The 19,042-nt window shown below is 65.9% G+C and carries 20 protein-coding genes and 1 pseudogene; 12 read left to right on the top strand and 9 right to left on the bottom strand.

What is annotated here, in order from left to right; genetic code table 11:
* Positions 1 to 22: 22 nt before the first annotated feature.
* A pseudogene (locus tag AB4Z47_RS24995) lies at positions 23 to 259 on the top strand (zinc ribbon domain-containing protein); the annotation flags it as partial.
* Positions 260 to 381: 122 nt separating this feature from the next.
* On the top strand, positions 382 to 1,443 hold the full coding sequence (locus AB4Z47_RS24990) for an AraC family transcriptional regulator (RefSeq protein ID WP_441954107.1): 1,062 nt from the start codon (positions 382 to 384) through the stop codon (positions 1,441 to 1,443).
* On the opposite strand, the gene AB4Z47_RS24985 is transcribed toward AB4Z47_RS24990, so the two are convergent.
* The 3 genes from AB4Z47_RS24985 to AB4Z47_RS24975 form a co-directional block, all read right to left on the bottom strand.
* On the bottom strand, positions 1,440 to 2,117 hold the full coding sequence (locus AB4Z47_RS24985; protein ID WP_441954106.1) for a phosphodiesterase: 678 nt from the start codon (positions 2,115 to 2,117) through the stop codon (positions 1,440 to 1,442). The genes AB4Z47_RS24990 and AB4Z47_RS24985 overlap by 4 nt on opposite strands.
* Before the next feature lie 69 nt (positions 2,118 to 2,186).
* Entirely contained in the window at positions 2,187 to 2,963 is a 777-nt protein-coding gene (locus AB4Z47_RS24980; protein WP_441954104.1) for a metallophosphoesterase, read from the bottom strand.
* A 245-nt stretch (positions 2,964 to 3,208) separates the two neighbouring features.
* Positions 3,209 to 3,643 (bottom strand): MarR family winged helix-turn-helix transcriptional regulator, encoded by a 435-nt coding sequence (locus AB4Z47_RS24975; RefSeq protein WP_441954102.1) that lies wholly within the window; start codon positions 3,641 to 3,643, stop codon positions 3,209 to 3,211.
* Between the two features lie 51 nt (positions 3,644 to 3,694).
* On the opposite strand from AB4Z47_RS24975, the gene AB4Z47_RS24970 reads away from it, so the two are divergent.
* The gene (locus AB4Z47_RS24970) at positions 3,695 to 4,291 is read left to right on the top strand and encodes a TIGR03086 family metal-binding protein (protein WP_441954100.1); all 597 of its coding nucleotides are present in this window, start codon (positions 3,695 to 3,697) and stop codon (positions 4,289 to 4,291) included.
* Positions 4,292 to 4,301: 10 nt separating this feature from the next.
* Here the strand turns inward: AB4Z47_RS24970 and AB4Z47_RS24965 are convergent, their stop codons facing one another.
* From AB4Z47_RS24965 to AB4Z47_RS24955, 3 genes are all read right to left on the bottom strand, one after another.
* Positions 4,302 to 5,069: an RluA family pseudouridine synthase gene (locus tag AB4Z47_RS24965; protein WP_441954098.1), complete on the bottom strand. Its 768-nt coding sequence runs from the start codon at positions 5,067 to 5,069 to the stop codon at positions 4,302 to 4,304.
* A 224-nt stretch (positions 5,070 to 5,293) separates the two neighbouring features.
* Positions 5,294 to 6,304 (bottom strand): adenylate/guanylate cyclase domain-containing protein, encoded by a 1,011-nt coding sequence (locus AB4Z47_RS24960; RefSeq protein ID WP_441954096.1) that lies wholly within the window; start codon positions 6,302 to 6,304, stop codon positions 5,294 to 5,296.
* A gap of 18 nt (positions 6,305 to 6,322) precedes the next feature.
* Positions 6,323 to 6,949 (bottom strand): PadR family transcriptional regulator, encoded by a 627-nt coding sequence (locus tag AB4Z47_RS24955; RefSeq protein ID WP_441954095.1) that lies wholly within the window; start codon positions 6,947 to 6,949, stop codon positions 6,323 to 6,325.
* Positions 6,950 to 7,063: 114 nt separating this feature from the next.
* Here AB4Z47_RS24955 and AB4Z47_RS24950 point away from each other — a divergent pair, with 114 nt between their 5' ends.
* The gene (locus AB4Z47_RS24950; RefSeq protein WP_441954093.1) at positions 7,064 to 7,528 is read left to right on the top strand and encodes a hypothetical protein; all 465 of its coding nucleotides are present in this window, start codon (positions 7,064 to 7,066) and stop codon (positions 7,526 to 7,528) included.
* 239 nt (positions 7,529 to 7,767) lie between these two features.
* On the opposite strand, the gene AB4Z47_RS24945 is transcribed toward AB4Z47_RS24950, so the two are convergent.
* Positions 7,768 to 8,979, bottom strand: coding sequence for a DUF4241 domain-containing protein (locus AB4Z47_RS24945; RefSeq protein WP_441954091.1), 1,212 nt, complete (start codon positions 8,977 to 8,979; stop codon positions 7,768 to 7,770).
* 275 nt (positions 8,980 to 9,254) lie between these two features.
* Entirely contained in the window at positions 9,255 to 10,460 is a 1,206-nt protein-coding gene (locus AB4Z47_RS24940) for an epoxide hydrolase family protein (RefSeq protein WP_441954089.1), read from the bottom strand.
* 219 nt (positions 10,461 to 10,679) lie between these two features.
* Between AB4Z47_RS24940 and AB4Z47_RS24935 the strand changes: the two genes are divergently transcribed.
* Entirely contained in the window at positions 10,680 to 11,585 is a 906-nt protein-coding gene (locus tag AB4Z47_RS24935) for a MurR/RpiR family transcriptional regulator (RefSeq protein ID WP_441954087.1), read from the top strand.
* A 15-nt stretch (positions 11,586 to 11,600) separates the two neighbouring features.
* Here the strand turns inward: AB4Z47_RS24935 and AB4Z47_RS24930 are convergent, their stop codons facing one another.
* Positions 11,601 to 12,980 carry an amino acid permease gene (locus AB4Z47_RS24930; protein ID WP_441954086.1) on the bottom strand — a complete coding sequence of 460 codons (1,380 nt, stop codon included), beginning with the start codon at positions 12,978 to 12,980 and terminating at the stop codon, positions 11,601 to 11,603.
* Between the two features lie 236 nt (positions 12,981 to 13,216).
* Here AB4Z47_RS24930 and AB4Z47_RS24925 point away from each other — a divergent pair, with 236 nt between their 5' ends.
* The 7 genes from AB4Z47_RS24925 to AB4Z47_RS24895 all read left to right on the top strand — a co-directional run bounded on the left by AB4Z47_RS24925 (position 13,217) and on the right by AB4Z47_RS24895 (position 18,933).
* Positions 13,217 to 13,990, top strand: a complete 774-nt coding sequence (locus AB4Z47_RS24925; RefSeq protein WP_441954084.1) for an enoyl-CoA hydratase/isomerase family protein — start codon at positions 13,217 to 13,219, stop codon at positions 13,988 to 13,990.
* A gap of 2 nt (positions 13,991 to 13,992) precedes the next feature.
* Positions 13,993 to 16,164, top strand: a complete 2,172-nt coding sequence (locus tag AB4Z47_RS24920; protein ID WP_441954082.1) for an acetate--CoA ligase family protein — start codon at positions 13,993 to 13,995, stop codon at positions 16,162 to 16,164.
* Positions 16,157 to 16,957 (top strand): crotonase/enoyl-CoA hydratase family protein, encoded by an 801-nt coding sequence (locus tag AB4Z47_RS24915; protein WP_441954080.1) that lies wholly within the window; start codon positions 16,157 to 16,159, stop codon positions 16,955 to 16,957. Before AB4Z47_RS24920 ends, AB4Z47_RS24915 begins: the two co-directional genes overlap by 8 nt.
* A 28-nt stretch (positions 16,958 to 16,985) precedes the next feature.
* A complete protein-coding gene (locus AB4Z47_RS24910) occupies positions 16,986 to 17,549 on the top strand; it encodes an HYD1 signature containing ADP-ribosyltransferase family protein (RefSeq protein ID WP_441954079.1) in 564 nt (187 codons plus the stop codon).
* A gap of 28 nt (positions 17,550 to 17,577) precedes the next feature.
* A complete protein-coding gene (locus tag AB4Z47_RS24905) occupies positions 17,578 to 17,820 on the top strand; it encodes a hypothetical protein (protein WP_441954078.1) in 243 nt (80 codons plus the stop codon).
* 12 nt (positions 17,821 to 17,832) lie between these two features.
* Entirely contained in the window at positions 17,833 to 18,057 is a 225-nt protein-coding gene (locus tag AB4Z47_RS24900; RefSeq protein ID WP_441954076.1) for a hypothetical protein, read from the top strand.
* 120 nt (positions 18,058 to 18,177) lie between these two features.
* Positions 18,178 to 18,933 carry a hypothetical protein gene (locus tag AB4Z47_RS24895; protein ID WP_441954074.1) on the top strand — a complete coding sequence of 252 codons (756 nt, stop codon included), beginning with the start codon at positions 18,178 to 18,180 and terminating at the stop codon, positions 18,931 to 18,933.
* The last annotated feature ends 109 nt before the right edge of the window (positions 18,934 to 19,042 follow it).

The following is a 19,042-nucleotide window of genomic DNA, read 5'->3' as shown; positions in this document are numbered from 1 at the left end:
CATCGCTGCCGGTTTTTGTGGAATGAGGCCCGCCTATACGACGATGACGTGTTCGAGGTGTTTCGCGAGAGCCAAGCAACACCTCGAACTCGCCGAACGAACCTTCCGATGCCACGACTGCGAGTACACCGCCTGTCGGGACCGGAACGCCGCCAGAGTGATTCTGGCTGTGGCAGAGCGCGGCCACACACGTGTCGACGACGTCAGACAATCCGATCACCTCCCTCGGGCGGCTGGTGGGGTCGCGGTCCGAGCGTGAAATCACCCGCCTTCAGGCGAGAGAAGCGTTAAGTGGCACTCCTCACAGAGACCCTGACCCTGGATGACTCCACTGTAGGAGCCACCGCCCGTTGTATCGAGATATTCGGCCATAATGTCCGCGTGCAGCGGCTACAGGGTCCGGGAATCCGTGATTGGAATTTTCCGCGCGGCGTGGCAAGCGTGGCGCTGATGGTCGGCTACGCGGCCGAGCACGACGTTCCCACCGTGCGCATGCTGCGCGGCACCGGGCTCACCGAGCGGCAGTTGCGCGATCCCGACGCGCAGATCGATGCGCACGCCGAGCTCGCGGTGATCCGCAATCTCGTCCGCGCACTGCCCGATCTGCCCGCGCTCGGTATCGAGGTCGGCCGCCGCTATCGGATCACCACCTTCGGCATCTTCGGCTTCGCCTGTGTCAGCAGCCCGACGCTGGCGGAGGCGATCAGTTTCGCGCTGCGCTATCTGGACCTGAGCTTCACCTTCTGCCTGCCGGTGGCCCAGTGGGGCGAGGGCGAGTTCGTCGCGTGGGTGCACGACGAGTCGGTGCCTGCCGATGTGCGGCAGTTCCTGGTCGAACGCGATGTGACCGCGATGCATCAGGTGATGAGCGATCTGCTCGGCACGCATCTACCGTTGACCAGGGCCGAATTCTATTTCTCCGCACCGAGTTACGCCGACCGGATCAGGGAGGTCACGGTGGTGCGGCCGCAGTTCGATATGCCGCACAACCTGTTCGCCATCGATCCGGTGCTGATGGAGCAGCCGCTGCCCCAGGCGAACGAGCACACCTGGGCGATGTGCCTGGCACAGTGCCGGGACCTGGTGCACCGCCGCAGGGCCCGCACCGGTATCGCTGCCGAGGTGCGTGCGCGTCTCGTGCCGCGCGGTGGCGCCGACGGATTCGCCGCGTCGCCCGGAATCGACACCGTGGCAAGCGATCTCAATATGAGTACGCGCACTCTGCGCCGCCACCTCGACGCGGCCGGGACCAGCTACCGCGCGCTGCTGGACGAAGTCCGCCGCGCTTTGGCCGAGAAAATGCTCACCGCCACCCCGCTTTCGGTCAGCGATGTCGCGATCCGCCTCGGCTATGCCGAAGCGTCCACGTTCATCTACGCCTTCAAGCGGTGGACCGGCGGCACCCCCGCGGCCTACCGCCGCGAATGCGCTGCGCGACGCTAGGTCGCTTCGCCACGTCCGCTTCGACTGCCGGTGTAGGCAAGCTCGCGAATCTTGCCGACCGCCTCAGGGAACATTTTCACCTCGGGCGGATGATTGAGCATGGGATCGAAATAGTCCGTCCGGTGCTCGGCGGGTTCCTCGTGGCGGAGCGTGAGTTCGGCGAGCCGCAGGCGCGGCACACCGATGCCGCTCGAGGTGAGGGTGAAGGTCACCATGTGTTCACGCAGGTGCTCGTTCATCGCGTCGAGCGACGCCGAGCTGGGCTGATCGGCGTCCGGCTCGGCGAAGAACCAGGTCGGCGTGGACTTTCCGACCCGATAGGGCAGCAGGCTGCCGTAGCGGGCGCTGGCCCAACCACGGGCAGGCGTGAACACGAATCGGCTCAACGGGCCACCACCGGTCGTGGACAAGGCGAAGTCCCACGGCTCGTTATCCCGGTCGAGCACCCGGAACGCGAACCCGAGTACATCGGGCAAGGCCGCCGGCGTACCCGCCCACTTGGACAATCTCGCGATAACGGCACGTTCGCCGCTGCCGAAGAGCGGCTCGAACTCGCTCTCCGCGTGCAGTCGGCCGGACAGATGTACGCCGTCGGCGTAGAACAACCGCGCGTGCCGGAGCCGCGCTCCGGTCGCGAACGCGCCTTTCACCATTGCGGATGGTTGGTCGACCATGGCGGGTCCTCCGGGGTAGGCGTCGCTGTCGTCTCCCGATTGCCCCGGCTCCCGGCGGGTAAACCGAACTCAGCCGGGCTGTACCCCCATCCAGCCGCCCATCGGGACCGTGCGGAAATGGGTTGTCAGGCGGTTGTTCTCGATGACGTGCAGAGCGACCGCCGGGTCCGGCGCATAGTCCATGACATGGTCGGGGAGTTCGAGCTCCCATTCGCCGCCCAGCACGGACGCGGTGCTCGGCCCCACCAGCAGCGGACGTCCCGCGAACGTGGTCGTCGCCGACGAGTGCGCGTGCCCGGTGAGCACACCGACGATGTGATCGTCGCCCGCGACCAGGTCGGCGAGCCGCCGCGGGTCGGCGAGCGAGATCTCGTCGACGACCGGGCTGAACAGGTGTGCGGGAGGGTGGTGCAGCGCGAGCAGGACCGGCTTGGCTGCCGGCGCCGCGGCGAGGACCCCGCGCAGCCAGTCGTAGGTCTCGTCGGTGAGCTGCCCGCCGGCCTCGCCGGGGATGCTCGAATCCAGCAGGGCGACGGTGAGGTCGCCGATGCGATGGGCGTGGTTGATCGGCGCGTCGGAAACAGGCTCGCCGAGCAGGGTGGTGCGGAAGCCAATGCGGTCGTCGTGGTTGCCCGGGATCGGGTACACCGGGATGTCGATGTCGAAGGCGCGCCTGGCCTCGGCATATTGCTCCGGCTTTCCGCCCTCGGTGACGTCGCCGGTCACCAGGATGGCATCGGGCTTGCGACGGAGGTCGGCGAGGAAAGCCATGACCCGCTCCACACGTTCAGCGTTGCGGGTGCCGAGATCGAAATGGGTGTCGCTGACCTGAGCCACCAGGATCATCGGCGTTCGCTTTCACTAGGGGATCGCTGCAGTGCGCCAGAGTGTGCTCGCGTCGCGTCCGCAGCACGTCATCAGGCTAGATGACCTGCGTATTACGCGTCGTTATGAGGCTGATCACCGGTCGAAACCCGCTGGGTGTGGGCATAGTGGCCGGTATCGGCGGGCCGGGTGGCTGCCTGGGTCGGCGACAGCCAGGATGCCGAGTTCGCGGCATCGGCGGTGTGCCGCGTCCCCCCGTGCCGGTCCTACTTGGGCTGCTCGGTGACGACCGTGGAAAGGGTGCGTAGTGCGCGCAGGAATACTCGCCGGTCCGTGGCGGGGAGCTGATCGAGCAGCCGATTCTCTTGCGCCTGGATTTCGCGTTGCGCACGATCGCGCAGCGCGCGGCCCGCCTCGGTGAGCGACACCAGGTTCACCCGCCGGTCCGCTGGGTCTGGTGCGCGGTCGATGAGCCCGCGCCGCTGTAACTCGTCGAGCACGCCGATGATGCGGGTCTTGTCCGCGCCGATCGCCTTGGCGAGGGCCGCCTGAGTGTAGACGGGTTCGGCGTCGAGGCCGAGCAGCACGACATAGCCCCACATCGACAGCTCGTGACGGGCTAGCACGGGCGCCTCCGCGGCCATGAGCGCCCGTCCGAGCGGCACGATCATCGCGGCGAGGTCGGGACGGGCTTCTGGCATGGATCGAAGATACTGCTTGGAAAATGGTAAGTATGTGCATATGATATATTGATGCTTACTATTGGAAATGAGCAGGATCTGCGCGACCTGCATACCCGTGCCGTGCGATTGAGCGTCGATGCCGTCAACCGCGTGACCCCCGACCGGCTCGGCGACGAAACACCTTGTGCCGAATGGAATCTCCAAGCCTTGCTGGAGCACATGATCACGCAGAACGACGGCTTCGCCGCCGCCGCGCGCGGCAGCGACGATCCCGGGCTCTGGACGGTCCGCCCCGCTACCGATCCGGCCGCGGACTATCGCGCCTCGGCCGACGACGTGATCGCCGCGTTCGCCGCCGAGGATGTGTTCGAGCGAGCGCTGCTGCTGCCGGAGATCCTGCCCGGCTACAGTTTCCCCGCCGGCCTCGCGATCGGCTTCCATCTGATCGACAGTGTCGTGCACGCCTGGGACGTCGCGCAGTCGATCGGGGAGACCATCACCCTGGACGAAGACCTCGGCAAGGCGGCGCTACGTATCGCGCTCGCCGTCCCCAACGGTCCGGAACGCTCGGCCCCTGGTGCGGCTTTCGCGCCGGGATCGGTGGTCCCGGACGAGACGTCGGTGCTGGATCGGATCCTGCTTGTGCTCGGGCGTTCGCCGAGCTAGCTCGAGCGACTCAGCGGATGGTGTGCAGCAGCGCGCTCGCACGCTCGAGCGCCGCTACCTCGTCCGATCCGTCTATCGGTCGCCAGAATCCGGCGTCGGGCGGGGCGGCAAGCACGAGTTCCGGGGGCGTGCGCCACGACGCGGTCAGACCGAGACGCCAGGAATGCAGATAGGTTCGCTCATGCGTTTCCGATCGGTCGAACAGTGGGTCACCGACGATGGGATGACCAGTCCAGGCCAGGTGGACCCGGATCTGATGGCGGCGCCCGGTGACCGGCCGCAGCGCGAGGACGGTGTGCGTGGCACCGCGCAGCACGGTCGCGAAGTGCGTGACCGACGGATAGTTCTTGGCGTCGAGCAGATCGGCTTCTTCGACGAACCACCGATCCGCCTCGTGCTGTATGCGCTCCCGCGGCGCCGCGATCCGCACCCGGTTCTTTCGTCCGACGCTGAGCGGCAGATCGATCACCCCGGTGTCGGGCAGCCCGGTGGCCGCGACGACGGCCAGGTATGCCTTGTCGGCGGTCTGCTTGTTGAACTGCCTGGTCAGCTCACCGTGCGCGCCGATTTCCTTCGCGAACAAGATCAGGCCGGAGGTCACCTTGTCGATCCGGTGCACCGGGTATAACGTTTCGCCCGCGGCTGCCGCGAGTTCGACCATGTCGGTGTCATGGCGTTCGCCGGTGACGGAGATTCCGGCGGGCTTGTGCAACGCGAGAATCGCCGCGTCCTCTTCGACGAGGGAACGCGCGCGCAACCGTGACCAGTCCGTCTCCACCGGGACGAGCCTAATCGGCGCAGTCGGACCGAAGTCCGCCCACAGCCTGCGCTGGGTCGAGTGGAGGCTCGAGGTAGTCGCTTGTGCGCTGGGTCGAGTGGAGGCTCGAGGTAGTCGCTTGTGCGCTGGGTCGAGTGGAGGCTCGAGGTAGTCGCTTGTGCGCCGGGCCGAGTGAAGGCGAGGCAGCCGCCTTGGGTCCGTCCGGCGCGGGCGCGGCGCGGGACCTACTTGCTTTTGCCGTTGCGGCGCAGCACGTGTGGGCGTAGCCGGTTGAAGCCGCGCACCCGGACGCTGCGCAGGTTCTTGATGTCGAACTCCGGCTCGCCGTCCAGCGCGGCGGCGGCGGCGGCATCATCGATCAGCACGGTGCCCGGCCGTGCGACGCCGGTCAGCCGGGACGCGATGTTCACCACCGAGCCGTACAGATCCCCGAAGCGCTGCAGCACCGGGCCGTAGGCGACGGCGACGCGCAGCTCCGGCGTGCCGCCGACCATCATCGTCGACTCCTGGATGGCCAGCGCGATCCGGGCGGCATCAACGGCGCTCTCTGCGGCGAACATCACTTCGTCGCCGACGTTCTTGATCACCCAGCCGCCGTTCTCGGTGATGGCCGCGGTTGTCGTGGATTCGAATGCCTCCAGCAGCATGGACAGTTCGTCGGGATGCAGGTGCCTGGTCAGCCGGGTGTAGCCGACCATGTCCGCGAAGCCGACGGCCAGCTCTCGGATCGACTCGCCCGCCGTCGTTCCCGGGTCCAGCGAGCGGGACAGCGCCGCGGCGAGATGCCGCCGCCACGCATAGCTGTTCAGCTGCTCCAGCGTGGCGATGGCGCCCTCGGTCGCGGCGCGCACCGTCTCGGCCGATTCGGCTCCCGGGCCCGCCTCCGCAATGCGCTCGGCGATCTCCGCGAGCACCAAATCGACCTGCCACTCCGCCAGCCGCGCCATACCTTGCCCGAGCGTGCGCACGGTCGCCGCCTGCTGGCGGTTGTCGGCCGAGGAAAGGACGTGCAGCTGCTGGAAGTTGCGGACTGCCGCGACGTCGGCGTCGGTGTAGTCGACCGCATCATCGTCCACGCTGGAGGGGAAACCCAACGCTATCCACAGCCGCCGGGTGAGAGCCTTTGTCGTCCCGGTCCGCTCGGCGACCTCGGGGCGGTTGTACCGGCGCGTTCCGTCGAGCAGATACGACTCGACGACCGATTGCACCAGCTCGGACATCTCGGTGGGCACCATAATCGGTACCCTACGTTTTCACGCGTGCGGCGGCTCGGGGTTGTCGCTCTGGAACGGCGCGAGTGACTCGAAGGACCAGGTCAGAGTCCCTGCGGCAAGATCGGCGAGTACGCCGTCGAGCCAACGTAATTCGGCCGCCGTCACGGCGCGCAGGTATTCGTCCTCCAGCATCACGACGCGCGGCAGGCCCATGTTCGCTGCCTGGTCGGCCTCGATTGCCATCTCGGCCAGCTGGTCGCGCAGCGCCATGGCGCGCCGCTCCAGTTCGGTATGGGCGGCGTCCGGCCCGAGCAGCATGAGAAACGACAGCGCGGCCGGAAACTCGGGGTATTCGTTGCGTGGTTCGCCGAGCATCGCGGCCAGCCAGGTGGCGAAGGCCGCGCGTCCCGCATCGGTGATCTCGTAGACGGTCCGCTCTGGGTAGAGCTGGTCGCGGCCCGTCTCGCGAACGGTGACCAGCCCGGCGTCCTGCAGTCGAGCGATCGTCTTGTAGAGGGCGGCGCGCTGCGCGACGTTGACGACTTTGTCCTTGCCCCATTCCTTGAGCCGCCGCTGGATGGCGTACGGGTGCATCGGTTCCAGATGCAGGATCCCGAGCAGTGCCATCGCTAGGGGAGACCGCTTGATCTGCGCCGATGCTGTCATGAAGCCCATTCTAATGGTTGCACGAACACTAGATAATTGGATACTAGTTGCAAAGTAACTAGTATCCATGGCACTATTAATTCAGCAGCGAGGAACCGCCCGAAAGGACCCGACATGAACCTCACGACCGCTCCGGCCCGAATCCACGTAGACCACGAGACCGCCAAGCGGCTCGGCGACTGGACCGACGCCTCCCGATTCGAGGTGACCGCCCGCTACGGCGCTCTCGTCCTGGATCTCCGCTCGCCGCGGATCGTGGGCGACGGCGATATCGAAGTGCGCGCCGACCTGGATCACGCCATGGTGAAGCTGCTCGTTCCCGACGACGCCGTCATCGACCAGACCGCGCTGCGGTGGACCGGTCGCGGCAGGGTGAAGGACATGGCACGGCTGCGGGACGTCGCGGGCAGGGTCGTCCGGCTGACCGGCACCAGCCTGACGAGCGAGTTCCGCGTGCACCGCGGCGGCATCGCGGTCCTGTCCGCGATGTTCTCGCGCGAGTTCTTCGAAGACGTGCGGCGCGCGAACCGCGAAGGTCGGCACCCGACGCTGGCTGACCCGGCAAATGCGCCGCGGTGAGCTACTGTCCCGGACTCGACGAGCGCCGAGTCCGGGACCAGCGGTGTTGCAGCGGCGTGCATGCCGGCCCACTCTCGCGGACTTGCCGTTGGCGCCCACGGGATATCCACGGTGCTGCTGATTATTTCGATCGGCGACCAGATAATCGGCTGGGTTTCCCGACCGAAAAGCGCTTGTTCGGAAGCGGTTTCATTCGGCTGACGCCGGATTCCGGGCGCCTGGACCTCGGCCCCCGGTGACTACTCCCCCTGGGAAGGGGGGTAGAGCTGGAAGTCGATGACGACGCAACTGACCTGTCCGCCTTCGGTGCGGCCGATCCAGGCGGGGTAGCTTCCGTCGCCCCAGCCGGCGTGAAAGGCGATGAGGTTCGGCTCGGACTCCGAGGTGGTCAGCTCCACCGCGAAAAGGCTGTCGAGCCGTTCGACCAAGTCGTAGAGGTCCGCTTCGCTCACTGGCCCATAGGTCGCATCGATGAAAGCCGCCATGCCGGTGTCCACACCGACCCCGTAGAACTGGCCCTCGCCGAGCAGCCCCAAGTCCTGGCCCGGCCGGAGCGCCATCTCCCACTCGCTGGCCGGTGTGTCCACAACAGTCACCTTGGCCGCGGCCACACGCGAGCCCGAGTGTGTAGAGTCGGCGGACCGTATCAACGACAACGTGACCGGGTACTGGCCCGGTGGCACGGTGACGGTCAGCGATTCTTGGTCGATCCAACCGGGATCCGCAACAACCAGCCGCCCGGACGGAACCCGCAGCAGCCCGGCAACGCTGAGTTCGACAACCGCAGGACCGTCCGAGGTGCCGCGTGTGCCCGAAGTGAACAGCTGCTCGATTCCGGTGGCGCGCAGCGGCCCCTGCTCCTCGCCCGCTGGTGCATCGCGCAGGACCACCGCCGAGGCGGGCTCGTGGCCCTGCTGGGCGAGTAGCGGCACGAACACCTGCCAGCCGCCGAATTCCGGCGTGGGGCTGAGGAAGTCTTCGATGGAAGCCGAAAACCGCTGCACCGTTACGTTTCCCGGCCCGGAAGTCGCCTGGCCGCGAATTCGAGCGGTATGCCGCTCGAACCAGTCATTGTCCGAACCATCGAACTTGGACCTGATCTCGACCTGCCCGTCAGCCGATATGGTCGTGGTCTCTTCGACATCCCATTTACCGGACGAGTACTGCTCCTCGCCCGAAATCTGCCACCGGGTGTTCCGAGAGATCCGCAACACCCCCTCGCCGTGGGGCTCGAGGTCGATCATCTGCGCGCGATAGGTCCTGTCGTCGAAGAGATACACACGCCAATCCCCTGTCGGCCAGTGCTCGACCAGCGCCAGCGGCCGCTCCTGTGCGGCCAGCAAAACCGCGTATCCCATTTCGGCGACATGCCTGCGCGCCGCAACCTCACGCGACATCTGCGCGGGATGGGTCATGCCGCGTTGCGAACCCCACATTTCGCCATATGACACATCAAGACTGTCGAAGATCACGGCCCATATCGCCTCTCAGCACAACGATGGTCGACGATACTGCCGTGGCCTGAGCGTTGTTCCCATGAATGGTCGGATGCCTGCCGCAATTCCGCGCACGGAGAGCGACTTCGTCAACTGCGCAATCCAGTCGGCCGACGGCGGACGCTCGGTCCTGGCATTCGATCCCGAAGCTCGGTATGGCAAGAACACCGCGCAGCTCATATCGGGGGAACCTCTTCATGAGGCCACGACAACGCTCGTGCGGCGTTCGGTCAGCGTCGCCCGCGGAACGTACGGCGCAGATCGTCGACCCATAGATCGGGGATCTCCCACGGGATGAAGTGGCCGCCCTGGTCGTGTGCGGCGAGGTTGACGTGGTTGTACCAACCGGCGCGGTCGCTGTCGAGGAAGCTCTGTACACGGCGGTCGGTGCTGATGCCGGGGGGATTCTCGTAGCCGACGAAGGTGATGCCGGTGGGCGCTTCGATGACCGGCTGCCTGTTGTGTGACGGAGTCCACGGGTATCGGTTGTTGTTGGCGTAGGTGCGGATCGAGGTGCTGATCGAATTGGTCACCCAGAAGATCATGGCGTGGGTGAGCAGGTCGTCTGCGGCGAAGACGGCCTCAATGTCGCCGCCGTTGTCGCTCCAGCTCACCCACCACTGCAGGATCCAGGCGAGCATCCCGGCGGGCGAGTCGGACAGCCCGTAGGCGAGTGTGCTCGGCTCCAGCACGTGCGCGGCGAGATGGACGGCGAAGCGACGTTCCAGTGCGATGATCCGGGCGCGGACGTCGGCGGGTATCCCATCGGGAATAGACCTGCCCCCGCTGATGTCCCATGCCCGGTCGCCGTCGAAAAGCGTGAGTTTCTGACCGGACCCGATGTGGATGGCATACAGCTCGTCGGCGTACTTGTGCCCGAGCTGGCCGGTGACCAGCGCGCCGACGTCACAACCCGCGGCGGCGTACTTCGGATAGCCGAGGGTTTCGGTCATGAGGATGTGCCAGAGGTCGGCGACCTTCCAGAAGTTCATATCCGGGTTGTCCGGCAGCGGTGCGGAGGACCCGAAGCCGGGGAACGAGGGGACGATCACGTCGAAGGCTTCGGCGGGATCAGCGCCGAACGCACCGGGGTCGGCCAGCGGGTCGAGCACCTTCGCCCAGTGCCAGAAAGTCCATGGCCAGCCGTGGGTGAGCAGTACCGGGGTCGGGGCGGGACCCACGCCCGGCCTGCGCATGAAGTGCACGGGCACACCCTGCACGTCGACGAAGTAGTGCTCGTAGGCATTGATCGCGGCCTCGGCCGTGCGCCAGTCGTAGTCGGTGCGCCAGTACTCGACAAGTTTCTGGAGGTAGCTGCGAGGCACGCCGTAGTACCCGTCTTCGTTACCCGCGTCGAGCGGCCAGCGAGTCGGCTCCAGTCGCTGCCGAAGGTCGGTGAGCACCTCGTCGGACACATGAATTGCACTGGGCTGCAACGGAAACGGCCGTTTCTCGCCGCGGCGCGAGGAAAGGGGCTCATGGGTTATCGTCGTCTCCTGCCGCTGCTGCCGATGTGCTCGGGGTTATTCGGAAGCGAACAGCTCGGCTACCTCCCGGGGATGCTCGACGCCGACCTCTTCGGGCGGCTGTGCTACCGCCGAAATCGGCTAAATTAGCAGAGTACTGCCATTGCAAAGTCGGTCGGAGGAGGCTCGGTGGATACGAACGCGAACGTTGCGGCGGGCCCTGCGACCTTCGCCGAGCTGTTGGTCGAAATTCGCGGTCGAATGGATTCGCTGTCCACTTCGCACAAGAAGCTGGCTCAGCGCGTGCTGTCGGATCCAGAAGCGGTGGCGTTCATGACCGTCTCCGAACTCGCGAGCGCGGTCGGAGTCAATGAGGCCACCGTCGTGCGGTTTGCCAACGGTCTGGGTTTGAAGGGGTATCCAGGACTGACCCGATTGTGTCGCGAGCGACTGCAGGAGCAGGCGCAACTGTTGCACCGCTTCGACAATCTCGAGCACCTCGTCGCGGAGGGGGCCGGGGTGCGCGAACAGACCGTGGCACTGGATCAGGCGAATATCGCCCGGACATTCGCGCGCATCGAAAACGCGATGTGGGAGTCGGCCGTCGATCGGCTGGCCCATGCGGCCCGGGTGCATGTGATGGGTCTGCGCAAATGTCACGCGCCGGCGTATCTGCTGAGCTACCTGCTGCGCATGCTGCGCGAGGACGTGGCGACGGTCGATGCCACCGCCGGCACCCTGACCGATGAACTGCGCCGGGTGCGTGCGGGCGACTGCTTCGTGGCGATGTCGATCCATCGCTACAGCCTCGACACCGTACGTGCCGCGCAGTGGGCTCGGCAGCGCGGTGCGCACGTCATCGCATTGACCGATACCGCCGTCTCACCGCTGGCGGTTTCGGCACACGACACGTTCTACATCGAGGCGTCCAGCGCCAGCGTGCTGCGATCGATGACCGCCTTCACCTCCCTCGCTCAGGCGATGACGGGTGAGGTCGCGCACATCCTGGGGCATCGGGTGCGTACGACGCTGCTCGAGGAGGAAAAACTGCTCGGCGAGTTCGGCGTCTATGCCTCCGATGCCGTCGGCGAATAACGCAGGCGCGGTGATCTACTCCGCCCTCGCCATCTGCGCCGCGACCGCCCGGCGCTGATGAATCAGGCCTGCGGCGACGGCGGTGGCGGTGACCATCATGGTCAGTGCGAGCGGAGTCCGGGTGCTGGAGGTCAGTGCCATCCCGACGATGATGGACAGCAGGATGACGCCGACCGCGTAGGACAGGTATGGGTCGCCCCACATTCGCACGGGAAGGGCGGCGACCTGCGCTGCGGTCTTGTTGCGACGTCCGACGATCTGGGTGGCGCAGATACACAGGTAGACCACGACAGCGATCGCGCCCGAGGAGCTGAGCAGGAAAGTGAAAACCGCTCCGGTGGGCAGGAAGTAGTTCGCCACCACCGCAAGGAATCCGGCACTGGAGGCGGCGAGAACACCGGCGGCGGGAACCCCGGAGCGGGCGGTCTTGCCCAGCAAACGGGGGCCTTCACCGCGGCGCGACAGCGCGAAGAGCATCCGTGAAGACGAGTAGAGACCCGAGTTCAGACACGACAACACCGCGGTGAGCACGACCAGATTCATGATGGTCTGTGCACCGGGAACTCCCAGCAGGTTCAGTACCGCGGCGTAGGGGCTTTGGGTGATTTGCGTTGCGTTCCAAGGCAATAGCGTGACCACAACGAGTATGGAGCCGACGTAGAAGATCAGGATGCGTCCGGCGACGCTGCGCATACTCGCGCGCACCGCACTGACTGGATCTTTCGCCTCACCGGCGGCGATCGTCACCAGTTCGGTACCGAAGTAGGCGAAGAAGACTGTCAACGACGCCACGAGCAATGGCGTGAATCCGTTCGGGAACAGGCCGCCCTGCCCGAGCAGGTTCGCCGTCCCTGGCGCGTGGTAGTGCGGGAACAGGCCACAGGCCGCGGCTATACCGATTCCGATGAAGGCCACGATCGCAATCACCTTGATCATCGCGAACCAGAACTCGAACCGCGCGAAGGACGTCACCGCCGCAAGGTTCACGCCGGTCAGGGCACTCATGAAGATCAGGGAATACAGCCAGGTCGGCACCGACGGCAGAAGCTGGTTGGCGATCGCCGCACCGGCTATGGCCTCGAAAGCGACTGTGACACACCAGTGGTAGGCGTACACCCACCCGACCGCCAGACCGGCCCAGGAACCGAGTTCTCGGGAGGCGTAGCTCGAGAACGATCCGGTCTCGGGGCTGGCTGTGGCCAGTTCGGCGAGCATGCGCATCACCAGGATGATGACGAGGCCGGTGAGCAGATAGACGAAGACGATGCCCGGCCCCGCCGCGGCGATCGCCTTACCGCTTCCCACGAACAACCCGGCGCCGATGACTCCGCCGATACCGATCATTGTCAGCTGACGAGTGTTGATGCTGCGCTGCAGATTCCCCGAGGTTGGCACGATGCCTTCTTCCCGCCGTGGGCCGTGACCCGATAGCTGATAGTGACATGAAACACGGCCCGCACAGTAGATGCAATAGATTTTGCATAGAACTTGCAGTTTGCAAATTTGATGGCATAGTGGAGCCATCGAACGCGGGCCGGGCAGCCCGGCGCCGCGGATCGCGGGGTGTGCGGGTCGGCCGATCTGCCTGTCCCGCAATGCGTCAGGCAGCGATCAGGAAGAAGTTGAGGCCCATGTCCACCGTGCTGGTGAGCAGATCCGGTTCCACCGCGACACTCGTTCTCAACCGCCCTGAGCGGCTCAACGCCGTCAGTGCGGAGCTGTACCAGACCCTGGTCGACGAACTGAATGCCGCCGATTTCGATCCGGGTATCCGCTGTGTCGTCCTCACCGGTACCGGACGGGCGTTCTGCGTCGGTGCCGACCTGAAAGCGCACAAGTCCGGCACCAGGACGCCCGCGGAGCAGGAGCACTACATCGAGCTGGGCCAGCGCGCCTGCGAGCAGATCCAGACGATGTGCACCCCGGTGGTGGCGGCGGTCAACGGATATGCCCTCGGTGCCGGTGCGGAACTGGCCGTCAGCGCGGACTTCCTGGTCATGGCCGAGGACGCGCAGATGGGGTTTCCCGAGGTGAGCATCGGCACCTTCGTCGGCGGTGGCGTGACCAACCGGCTTCCGCGTCTGGTCGGTCTGCGTAGGGCCACGGAGATGCTGATCCTCGGAGAGCGATTCACCGGTCGGCAGGCACTCGAATGGGGGTTGGCCCATTCCGCGGTACCTAGGGATCTCCTGCTCGGGTCGGCCCAAGCGCTCGCCGAAACCCTCGCGGCGAAGGCGCCACTCGCACTGACCCGGATGAAGGCGGCGCTGCGCCGCGACGATCCCCCCGATGTCGCGTTCGCCACCGAGCCGAGGGAGCTTCTCGAATTGATGGCGACCAGGGATTGGGCCGAGGGTCTCGCCGCGTTTGCCGAACGCCGCCCCCCAAACTTCGAAGGAAAGTAGGCATGACCAGCACCGACGAGCACGCGTCCCTTCTCGACGCTCGCGTCCGCACCGCTCTCGAGCGGCTGTTCGACCCACATTCCATCGCCATCGTCGGAGCGTCCGCCAATGCGGCGAAGCGCGGGTTCCAGGCCATCCGGGCCCTACAGCAATCCGGCTACGCCCATCCCATCTATCCGGTCCACCCGACAGCCCTGCAGATCCTCGGGCTCGGCGTGTACTCGTCGATCGATCGGCTGCCCTACGGCGTCGACGTCGCGCTGATCGCTTTGCCCGCCGCCGCCGTCCCTGACATGCTGCGCCAGTGCGCCGCCGCCGGTATCGCCGGAGCCGTCGTGCTCGCCAACGGTTTCGGAGAGATCGGGGAAGCCGGCGCCGAACTCGCCGCCGCGCTCGCAGCGACGATCGCGGAGACCGGTATTCGGGTCATCGGCCCCAACACCTCGGGCCTGCTCAACGTCTACTCGGGTGCGAACCTCGTCGGCCTCGCGGATGTTCCGTGCGGTCCGATCAGTGTGATCACCCAGAGCGGAAACATGCTGCTATCGCTGGTCAACGACGATCGCGCGATCAAAGGTCCCGGATTCCACGCCTACGTGGGGCTGGGCAATCAGGCTGATGTCCGCTACGACGAATGCCTCACCGAATTCGTTCGCGATCCGCGCACCGGCGTCGTAGCGATCCACTCCGAGGGATTCGTCGACGGACGGTCGTTTCTGGTCGCCGCCGCTCATGCCGTGCCGGATAAACCGGTTGTCGTGCTGCGTGGCGGACGATCGGAAGTGGGGCGCCGCGCCGCGCGGTCGCACACCGGCTCGATCGCCGGATCGGACGCCGTGGCGACAGCCGTGCTCCGGCAGGCCGGGGTGGAGCTCGTCGACCGCTCCGACGAACTCGCGGTCGTCGCAGGCGCTCTTGCCACCTGCGCCCCCATCGCCCCGCGGCGCAAGGTCGCGATCCTCAGCGATGGCGGCGGCCACGCCACGCTGGCCGCCGATGCCCTAGCGGCGGGTGGCATCGAGCTGGCCCGGCTCGGCGAGCGGACCCGGCTGCGGCTGCGGCAACTGCTCGGCGACGCCGCCGCGGTGGCCGATCCGGTCGACGTGGCCGGCGCCACCGACACCGACCCGATGGTGTTCGCCGAGGCCGTCGATGTCCTCATGCGCGATCCCGAGGTCGGTCTCGTACTGATCATCGGCCTCTATGGTGGCTACCACCTGCGATTCGATCCCGAACTGCGCGAGATCGAGGACTCCGCCAGCGGCGCGTTGCTCGCGCTCATCGCCGAACACGGTGTCCCTCTGCTGATCCAGAGCTGCTACGCCGGTTTCGAGATAGCCAACCACGACCGCCTTCGGGCCGGTGGTATACCGGTGCTCAGCTCCATCGATCACGCCGTGCGGGTCGTTGCGGCCCTGGAGCGGCGCGGCCGCCTGCTCGCCGGTACCGGTCGACACTCCTCGCTCGTACTTCCGTCCCCCGCCCCGGCCATCGAAGGATCAGGACTACTCGACGAGCCGACCGGGCGGCAGGTGGTCGCGGCCGCCGGAATCGATGTCGGCGCCTGGACATTCGCTCGTACCGTTGCTGAGGTGGTCGCGGCCGTCGCCGACTATGAACGGCCGTGTGCGCTGAAAGTCGTTTCTCCGCAGGTGATCCACAAATCCGACGTCGGAGGGGTCAGGCTCGGGGTGGTGGCCTCCGATGCCGCCCAGCACGCCCAAGCGATCATCGACTCCGTCCATGCCCACGTGCCCGACGCCCGCATCGACGGTGTGATCATCACCCCCATGGCCGACGCCGGAGTCGAACTGCTCGTCGGCGCCACTAACGATCCGATCTTCGGACCGGTGGTGGCCTTCGGCAGCGGTGGGGTGATGGTCGAGGCATTGCGGGATGTCGCATTCCGGGCCGCTCCCTTCACCGAGCTCGAGGCCCGCGAAATGATCGACGAGACGATCGTCTCCCGCATGCTCGACGGCTACCGTCATCTTCCGGCGGTCGACCGGCACGAGCTGGCCCGATTCCTCGTCCGCATCGGCGATTTCGTTGCCGCGCACCCGGAGATAGTCGAACTCGACCTCAATCCGGTGATTGTCTCGAGTTCCGGTATTTTCCTCGCTGATATCCGAATCGTGTTGTCGGAGAGAGCATCAGGAGGCGACAATGAATGAACCGGTCCTGATCGACCGAATCGGCCATGTCGTCGTCTGGACGCTGAACAACCCAGCGTCACGCAACCCGATATCCGAAGCCGACACCATCATCGCCCTCGAGGACGCGGTGACGGCGGCCAATCGAGACCACAGCTTGCGGGCGGCGATTCTCACCGGTGCAGGGTCGGCCTTCTCTTCCGGCGGCAACGTCAAACAGATGCGCGATCGGGCCGGAATGTTCGGCGGCACACCGGCGGAGCTGCGTCAAGGGTACCGGCACGGCATCCAGCGCATTCCGAAAGCCTTGTACCACTGCGAGATACCAACGATCGCCGCGGTCAACGGTCCCGCTGTCGGCGCGGGCTGTGATCTGGCGCTGCTGTGCGATCTGCGGATCGCCGCGAGCACCGCGGTATTCGCCGAGAGCTTTGTCAGGGTCGGCCTCATTCCCGGTGACGGAGGATCCTGGCTGCTGCCGAAGGCGATCGGCATGGCCCGAGCCTGTGAAATGGCTTTCACCGGTGAACCGATCGACGCGCGCACCGCTCTCGATTGGGGCCTGGTCTCCCAGGTCGTCGAAGCCGACGCCCTCCTCGACGCGGCCCACCGGCTCGCCACCCGGGTAAGCGCCAACCCACCGCACGTGCTGCGGATGACCAAGCGCCTCCTGCGCGAAGGCCTACATCAGAGCCTGGAAAGCCACCTGGAGCTGTCCGCGGCGATGCAGGCTGCCGCCCATCACACCGAGGATCACCGGGAGGCCGTCGAGGCCATGCTGGACCGCAGACCGTCTGACTTCAAGGGCCGATGAGTGGTCGACGATCGCCAGGCCAGATGCCGTGAGCACGCCGATCGCGCGTCTGCTGACGCGGGTTGCCCGCGATATCGCAGTGGCGTTCCAGCGCGGTGGCGATGCGGTGGCTGAAAGAATTGGTCGCACAGCGAAATACACGTCGGAGTCCGCAGAGGCATTGCGTGCGGCGGATAGCGAGTTCGGCTCGATGGGGCCCTTGGAACCGACCTTCGGGCCGGGCCGAAGCGTCGAGCTGCCGGCAGCTGGTACCGGTCAGCGGCCGCCGCGCGTCATGTACCACTACACGTCCGCCCACGGATTGGAAAGCATTCTCCGCAGCGGCAAACTTCGGTCGTCATGGGGCCCCGGAGACCGGCGCGGTCAATTCCTGACCACCATCGCGCCGGGCACGATTCCTGACATCGAGTTGGCGGACCGCATCGGCCTGTCACCGCATCTGTCGCATTACGTCGCGCTCGACGTGAACCGTTTGCGGTGGAAGAAGCCTGTCCAACTCGACAACGGGAACTATCTGATCCGTCACCGACGAGCACTGCGGATTCGCCGATTACTCGTAGGCTCGGGCGAGAACCCTGTCGTTCCTTTCTGAGCTGCTCCGGTCATCGGGTGCCTCATGGTTGAACCAGCCCATTGGATGTGTCGCGGTCTCCGGAGTCGCCGAAGTCGATCGTGAAGATGTCTTTCGCAGCGTCGTGGTCGCAGGCGTTGAACGCCTGCATACATGGCTTGGGCTACTGAACGAAACAAAGGATGGTGCGGTCGCTGCCGAGGCATCCCGCTACGCTTCATCGGTGACTTTCACGACGAATGAGCAGCAGTTCCTCGCGGAGGCCGGGATCGGCCGGCTGGCCACGGTATAGCCCGACGGCGTTGTGCAGAACAACCCGACCAGCTATCGGGTGAACACCGACGGCACCATCGACATCGGCGGTATGCGCATGCACACCAGCCGCAAGTACCGCAACGTCGAGGCGGGCAGTCGGGTGTCGTTCGTCGTCGACCAACAGGTCTCGTTGGAGCCGTATGTTATTCGCGGCATCGAGGTGCGCGGCACGGCCGAAGCCCTCGACGACCAAGAGCCGCCGTTCCCTCCCTAGGAGCGCTCGATCATTCGGATCCCATCCCGACCGGATCATCTCCTGGGGAGTCGACGGCGGCTCCTTCGATTTCACCAGCCGCACGCCAAACAGCTGAGCGGTCGCGCCCGTAGTGCGACGATGACCACGAGGAACAACCCGGTGGCGACGGCCGGTCCGAAACCGAGCCGTTCGATGTGCCCGGCAGAGCGCACAGGAGGACCGCGTTTGGCCTGGGGCTTCTCGATATGGTCATTTCGGGATTGTCCGGAAAATCCCGTTGATCTGAGGAAACGCTGTCGCACGTTTGTGCCCTCGGCAGGACACGCAAAACATGGGCAACTGAAAAACGCCTGGTCATCGTGGGTACCTACCCGGTCTGACGATTGCGGTGCGCCTGCACGGATCGGTTCACTGTTCCCATATTCGTCGGCGCGGGAGGCTGTCGCTCACGCGGCGATTGGCGACCAGCGTGAGGCCGAATCGGCGATAAACCGTGCCCTACGTGAGGTTGATCGTGGCCTGGATGATTCCGAGGATCCGATCTGGCTGCGCTTCGTGACCGCAGCGGAGATCCAAAGCATCACTGCGCAGGCGGGAACGTTCTTGGGGCAGCATGACAAGGCAGTGGAGTTCTATCAGGCGAGCGTCGGCGCGCACAACAAGCCGCGGGACGAGGCGTCGTATCGCGCCTATTACTCGGCGTCGCTGGCCCGTCTCGGCGACGACAGTGCAGCGGTCACGGAGGGCCTGTCTGCTCTTGCGTTGCTGGAGGGGCCGGTGAAGTCTCACTGCTTGGTGAGCGAGTTGCAGCCAGCACGGACGGCCGCGGACCGGGCCAGCACGGACGATGCCGAACAGTTCCGCAGCCGATTCGACCTGTTGCTGGCTCACTGATTTCTAGCCAGCACGCCCGGTACGTGGGGGGAAGGATTGCTGAGGCACCACTGCATTATGGGTAGCTGTTCATGCCCGTTGCCGGTCCACAGCACCAAGTCCAGCAAGC

The sequence above is a fragment of the Nocardia sp. 2TAF39 genome (assembly GCF_052114905.1).
GTDB lineage: Bacteria > Actinomycetota > Actinomycetes > Mycobacteriales > Mycobacteriaceae > Nocardia.
Note: the sequence above shows the minus strand (reverse complement) of the source record. Positions and strands in the feature narration are given on the sequence as shown.